Below are 3,613 nucleotides of genomic sequence, written 5' to 3' on the forward strand. Positions count from 1 at the left end.
CTCGGCGGGCGGGCCGACGCTCGGCGGGCGGGCCGACGCTCGGCGCGACGGTCAGGAGCCGGGGGTGTTGAAGTCCTCCGGGGAGATCGTGTCCAGGAACTCCCGGAACTTCTCCAGCTCGCTCTCCTGTTCCTGTTCCTGCTCTTCCGGCACCGTGATCCCGGCCTCGGCCAGGACGGCCTCCACCCCGTAGACCGGGGCGCCCATCCGCATCGCGAGCGCGATCGCGTCCGACGGGCGGGCGGAGACCTCCGTCCCGTTGCCGAACACCAGGGTGGCGAAGAAGACGCCGTCCTGCAGGTCCGTGATGGTCACGCGGGTCAGGTCCGTCTGCAGCGCCCGCAGCACGTCCCGCATCAGGTCGTGGGTCATGGGCCGCGCCGTCGTGATGCCCTCCTGGGCGAAGGCGATCGCGGTTGCCTCGACAGCGCCGATCCAGATGGGCAGATACCGCTCACCGCCCACCTCCTTGAGAAGGACGATCGGCTGCTTCGACGGAAGCTCGACTCGCACGCCGACGATGTCCAGCCGATGCACCGATCTACCTCCTCGCGCAGGTGGGGCAGGGCGGGATGATGTGACCGGAGCCAGAAAACCCCACAGGGGAGACAGTATCCCCGCATCCGCCCCGCGTCAGCGCGCCCACGGGTTCCCTTGCCCACCAGGGCAGTTCCCCCCGGCCACCGCGCGGCGCCGGGTGGCCACGATGAGCCGCCACCCGGCCACGCAGCGACCGACTCGCGGCGGCGCGGGCCCCCTCAGCTCGAGCGGGCGGCGGCCAGCCGGGACCGCAGCAGGGCCGCATGCAGGCGGACCAGCAGCGCCGCCAGCTCATCGGCGGTCTGCGCATGGCGCCCCGAGTTGTCGGCTCCGCGCTGCCCGCGCAGCGGCGCGGTCGCCGCCTCGATGAGACCAGCCTCACGGTCCGCGACGGTCCGGGCCGCCCGCAGATGCCGGGCCTGCACCCCATGCCCGGCCAGCAGCGCGACAGTCCGGGCGACCACGACCGCGTCGGCGTCGTAGTACCCGCCGCCGGCGATCGGGGCGACCAGGCCATGGCGCTCCAGGTCGGCCAGGTCCTCCTCGGGGAGCCCCACGGCGGCCAGGAGCTCGCGACGCGACATCCGGTCCCGTTCGGCACCCAGGATGGCGTCCAGGCCGGTGGGGCCCGGATTCGGCGGCAGCGGGCGGGGGCCGGGCCGGTGCACCGGGGTCTCCCCCCGGTCCAGCGACGCCAGCTCCTCCTTGATCACGCGCAGCGGCAGGAAACGCTCCCGCTGGGCGTGCAGCACGTAGCGCAGACGCGCCACGTCATCGGCGGAGTACTTGCGGTAGTTGGAACTCGTGCGGGCCGGCTCGACCAGCCCCTCCGCCTCCAGGAAGCGGATCTTCGACAGGGTGATGTCGTCGAAGTCCGCCCGCAGCCGCTCCATGACCTGGCCGATGGTGAGAACCTTCGCCCCCGGGCCGGCGGAACTCCGGCCAGGCACGCCCGAGCGCGCGGCGTGCGCCGCCGCGGCGAAGCCGCTCACCGGTAGACCTTCCCGATCACCGCGCCGCCGACCCCCCGTAGCTCGTGCCGGTGAGGAACACCAGCCGGAACTTGCCGATCTGTACCTCGTCGCCGCTGGTGAGCTCGGCGGAGTCGATGCGCTCACGGTTGAGGTAGGTGCCGTTGAGGCTCCCGACGTCACGCACGGAGAATCCCTTGGTGTACGGCGAGCGGTGGAACTCCGCGTGCCGACGGGAGACCGTGACGTCGTCGAGAAAGATGTCACTCTCGGGGTGCCGGCCGACGGTGGTCATGTCCGCGTCCAGCAGGAACCTGCTGCCCGCATTGGGCCCCCGCTTCACGACCAGCAACGCCGAACCGGGCGGCAGCGCGTCGACCGCGGCCACCGCGTCCCGTTCGGTCGACTCGTCGACGTGGTCACCCTCGATGCCCGACAGAGCGGCGGCGAGATTGAGCGTCGACGTCTGTTCGGCGGGCCGCTCCGGTGCCACGGGCTCTCCCGGACGTACCAGAGGGGACCCGCACCGCGCGCAGTACAGCGCGTCGGACGGGTTCTGCTGTCCGCACCTCGTGCAGAACACAGTCGCGTCCGCTTCCTGCCGCCGAACCCGCGTCACACGGGCCCGCCAGCCGCCTCGGCCGCCGCCGGGCAGGCGGCGGGAACGTCTCTACCAGCACAGCGATGGTGGTAGCCAGACGTTCTCGGCCCACCCCCACCACCGGGATGATCATATGCGGACGGCTGGGCCGTCCACGACCGCACCCCGGCGCACTCCGAGGCTAGTGCATCGGGGGCACGGTCGTGAAAAGGGTGCGTCCCGTGTTGTTCGGCGTGGCGCGCCCCACCGCCCGCCAGCGCCACGCCAACGGTACTTTCAGTTACCCTTTACGTGCTCAGTGTATTCGTCGGCGCTCAGCAGATCGTCGATGCCGCCCGCGTCCGTCAGGGTGATCTCGACCAGCCACCCGTCGCCGTACGGATCGGAATTGACCAGCTCGGGGGCCCCTGCCAGCGCCTCGTTGCGCGCGGCCACCGCTCCCCCGGCCGGAGCGTAGAGCTCCGAGACGCTCTTCGTCGACTCGACCTCGCCGAAGGGCTCGCCGGCACCCACCTCGAGGCCGACCTCCGGCAGGGAGACGAACACGATGTCGCCCAGTGCCTCCTGCGCGTAGGCCGTGATGCCGACCCGCGCCGTGCTGCCGGTGAGCCGGATCCACTCGTGCTCACGGGTGTACTTCAGGTCGTCCGGGTACACCGGGGATCGCCTCTCCTTCTGGGTCACGAGGCGCCGCGGCCCGTACCGGCCACCGGACGCCCACCACCGCCACCGATTCACCCGCACGGCCGCGGAAGAACTATCCGGCCGGGCGAGCGTAGCGGGGACTGGGCATGGGCCGCAGTGCCCGGATCTCCAGTTTCCCGAAGCTCCGCACGCTCGCCTGCGCGCCGTCCCGCGCCGCTACCGTATCGAGCACTCCGCCCGGAATCCGCAGCGCCTGGTCCAGGGTGTGCGCAGCACCGACCACCCGCAGCGCGTACGGCGGCGACACCGATGTTCCGTCCACGATCAGCCCACGCCCCGGATCGTCCGCGACATAGGTGCTCACCACCGCGCGCACCCCGGCGATCTCGATCGCCTCGGCGCCCGCGTCACGCAGTTCCTGCAGGGCGTCGACGAGCACCGACGCGTCGACGGAGCGCTGCGGATCCCGGATGGTCAGCTCCACTCCCGGACCGCTGACCGCCACCGTGCCGGCGAGGACCGCGAGCCGCGCCGCCTCGGCCGGCACCCCACCCCCCGACATCCCACCCCCCGGTACCGATCGCGATGGACCGGTCACCGCGAACGCGGTCGGTGCCGCGCTCGCGCCCGACCGGCGCAGCCGGCCCTCCTGCGCTGCCAGCGACCGATCCCGGGTCCCGATCGCCGCGAGGCTCGCCGCCAACCGGTCCGGATCGGCGGTGGCGCCGCTGAAGGACGGATCCGCGGACCTGGCCGCCACCACCCCACCGAAGCCGAGTGCGGCCAGCAGCAGCAGCGTCAGCGCCCGGGCCGGACCCGGCCACCGCGGCCGCGAGGGCGCTGGGACCTCCCGCGG

General features: G+C 72.6%; 5 protein-coding genes. All 5 read right to left on the reverse strand.

Annotation, left to right across the window (positions count from 1 at the left end; translation table 11 throughout):
- Positions 1-51: 51 nt before the first annotated feature.
- Positions 52-537, reverse strand: a complete 486-nt coding sequence (locus tag MXD58_RS22935) for a bifunctional nuclease family protein (protein ID WP_248840799.1) — start codon at positions 535-537, stop codon at positions 52-54.
- Between the two features lie 221 nt (positions 538-758).
- A complete protein-coding gene (gene ftsR, locus MXD58_RS22940; RefSeq protein ID WP_248840800.1) occupies positions 759-1,532 on the reverse strand; it encodes a transcriptional regulator FtsR in 774 nt (257 codons plus the stop codon).
- A 16-nt stretch (positions 1,533-1,548) separates the two neighbouring features.
- Entirely contained in the window at positions 1,549-2,094 is a 546-nt protein-coding gene (locus MXD58_RS22945) for an FHA domain-containing protein (protein ID WP_248817732.1), read from the reverse strand.
- A gap of 294 nt (positions 2,095-2,388) precedes the next feature.
- The gene (gcvH, locus tag MXD58_RS22950; protein ID WP_248840801.1) at positions 2,389-2,769 is read right to left on the reverse strand and encodes a glycine cleavage system protein GcvH; all 381 of its coding nucleotides are present in this window, start codon (positions 2,767-2,769) and stop codon (positions 2,389-2,391) included.
- A gap of 100 nt (positions 2,770-2,869) precedes the next feature.
- On the reverse strand, positions 2,870-3,613 hold a 744-nt coding region (locus tag MXD58_RS22955), incomplete at its 5' end, for a DUF881 domain-containing protein (protein ID WP_250609900.1).

Source organism: Frankia sp. AgKG'84/4 (assembly GCF_023242965.2).
Taxonomy (GTDB): Bacteria; Actinomycetota; Actinomycetes; order Frankiales; family Frankiaceae; genus Frankia.